The sequence below is a fragment of the Starkeya nomas genome (assembly GCF_902703545.1).
GTDB lineage: Bacteria > Pseudomonadota > Alphaproteobacteria > Rhizobiales > Xanthobacteraceae > Ancylobacter > Ancylobacter moscoviensis.
Window position 1 is genome coordinate 4,206,892 of record NZ_CACSAS010000001.1, and the last position, 2,502, is coordinate 4,209,393.

The window sequence follows — 2,502 nt, forward strand, 5'->3', positions numbered from 1 at the left end:
CTCTGGGCCGTTCGCGGTAAGAGAGCTTCAAGAGCCTCTTACCGACCCCTTAAGCGGGACTTTTGCCCCCATTATGATTGGTGCAGGATCAAGTGTCCCGTGCTGCAGATTCAAAAGTCGCGCTTCACCCGGCAGACACTCTCGCTGGAGGAGGGGTACTGCCTGAAGGTGGTATGCGGCGAGCTGCCGGAATGCATTCCCGACACCGCCGAGGTGCCGGCGGCGATGTGCATCCCCGCCACCACAGCCATTCCCATCGGCGCGCATCTGAGCGTGCCGATCCGGCTGGAGAACGGCGAGGTCTACGGTACGCTATGCTGCTTCAGCTACATGAGCGACCGCAGCCTCGGCGAGCGCGAGATGCAGATGATGCGTGCTTTCGCCGAGGTTCTGGCCGGGCGCATCGACGAGGCGGCGGCGGCCGAGAAGCTCAAGCAGCGCGAATCCTCCCGGCTGCGCCTCGCCATGGTGGCGGGCACGCCGCGCATGGTGTTCCAGCCGATCCATGTGCTCTCCGACCGCAGCGTCGCCGGTGTCGAGTGCCTCGCCCGCTTCGACCTGGAGCCCAAGCGCGGGCCGGACAAGTGGTTCGAGGCGGCGAGGCAGGTCGGCATGGGCGAGGAGCTGGAACTGCGCGCCATCCTCAACGCGCTGCCGGCGCTGGGACGGCTGGAGCCCCCCGCGTTTGTCGGCCTCAACACCTCGCCCGAGCTGATCCTGTCGGGGCGGCTCTCCCCGGCGCTGGAGGGGCTGGATCTGTCGCGCGTCGTGCTGGAGATCACCGAGCACGCCACCGTCGCCGACTATGGCGCGCTCGCGCAGGCGCTCGGGCCGATGCGCGGGAAGGGGCTGCGGCTGGCCGTGGACGATGCCGGCGCCGGCTTCGCCAGCATGCGCCACATCCTCAATCTGCAGCCCAACATCATCAAGCTCGACATGAGCCTCACGCGCGACATCGACACGGACGGCGCCCGTCGTGCGCTGGCCAAGGGGCTGATCTCCTTCGCCCATGAGATCGGCTCGTCGATCACCGCGGAGGGCGTGGAGACGGAAGGCGAGTTCGAGATGCTGCGCCGGCTCGGCGTCGACCGGGGGCAGGGCTATTGCCTCAGCCGCCCGATGCCGATCGAGGAGGTGCTGCGCGCGGCGGTCGCCTGAGCGGGCTCAGCGCACGAAGCCGACGATGTCCTTGACGTGGCTCATGGTGGCGTCCGCCAGCACGCGGGCGCGGGCGGCGCCGTCGCGCAGGATGTCGTCGATATGGCCGGGCTCGGCCACCAGGCGCTTCATCTCGCCGCCGATCGGCCCGAGCTTCGCCACCGCGAGGTCGACCAGCGCCGCCTTGAAGGTGGAGAACTGGCCGCCGCCGAACTCGGCGAGCACCTTGTCCTTCGACAGCTCGCCCAGCGCCGCATAGATGCCGACGAGGTTCTCCGCCTCCGGCCGGCCCTTCAGCCCCTCGGCCTCGGAGGGCAGCGGCTCGGGGTCGGTCTTGGCCTTGCGGATCTTCGAGGCGACGGTGTCGGCGTCGTCGGTGAGGTTGATGCGCGAGAGGTCCGAGGGATCGGACTTCGACATCTTCTTGGCGCCGTCGCGCAGGCTCATCACCCGCGCCGCCGGGCCGCCGATCAGCGGCTCGGGCAGCGGGAAGAAGACCTCACCCAGGCCCTTGGCGGCGATGGACGGGCCGAAGTCGTTGTTGAACTTCTGCGCGATGTCGCGGGTCAGCTCCAGATGCTGCTTCTGGTCCTCGCCAACCGGCACGTGGGTGGCGCGGTAGAGCAGGATGTCGGCCGCCATCAGGCTGGGATAGGCGTAGAGGCCGACCGAGGCGTTCTCGCGGTCCTTGCCGGCCTTCTCCTTGAACTGGGTCATGCGGTTGAGCCAGCCGAGGCGGGCGACGCAGTTGAACACCCAGGCGAGCTCCGCATGGCCGGAGACCTGGCTCTGGTTGAAGACGATGTGGCGCTTGGGGTCGATGCCGGCGGCGATGAAGGCGGCGGTGACCTCGCGGATCTGCTTCTTCAGCTCGACCGGATCCTGCCAGACGGTGATGGCGTGCATGTCGACGACGCAATAGAGGCAGTCATAGCTGTCCTGCAGCGCCACGAAGCGCTGGATCGCGCCGAGATAATTGCCGAGATGCAGGTTTCCGGTCGGCTGGACGCCGGAGAACACGAGCTGCTTGAAATCCATGTCGGGACGTTCCTGATCTGCGCCCTGTCGTCTGCGTCTTCCGCGGGCCCGGCACGCATGTGTCGTGCGCGCCTCGCGCGGGTGGCGCTATGGCACGCATGCCGGTGAGGGGCAAGCCCATGTGGGGGCCGCGTGAAGCCGAGCCCGCGCGCGTGGCGCTCCGTGCTATTTGCGCCACCCCGCGCGCAGGGCGGCGGTCTCGATGCCGCCGAGCGCCCGCGCCGCCCCGGCATAGACGGCGACGCCGAGCGCGACCAGCCCGCCGAGTGCGGCCGCCGCGCTCATCCCGCCGGAGGCCAGCGCGCC

Annotated in this window: 2 protein-coding genes; one reads left to right on the forward strand and one right to left on the reverse strand. The window is 69.0% G+C overall.

Features of this window, described 5'->3' with window-relative positions; translation table 11 throughout:
* Nucleotides 1-99 precede the first annotated feature (99 nt).
* Nucleotides 100-1,158, forward strand: a complete 1,059-nt coding sequence (locus STARVERO_RS19895) for a sensor domain-containing phosphodiesterase (RefSeq protein ID WP_244616837.1) — start codon at nt 100-102, stop codon at nt 1,156-1,158.
* 6 nt (nt 1,159-1,164) lie between these two features.
* On the opposite strand, the gene trpS is transcribed toward STARVERO_RS19895, so the two are convergent.
* Nucleotides 1,165-2,196: a tryptophan--tRNA ligase gene (trpS, locus tag STARVERO_RS19900; RefSeq protein WP_159601032.1), complete on the reverse strand. Its 1,032-nt coding sequence runs from the start codon at nt 2,194-2,196 to the stop codon at nt 1,165-1,167.
* Between the last annotated feature and the right edge of the window lie 306 nt (nt 2,197-2,502).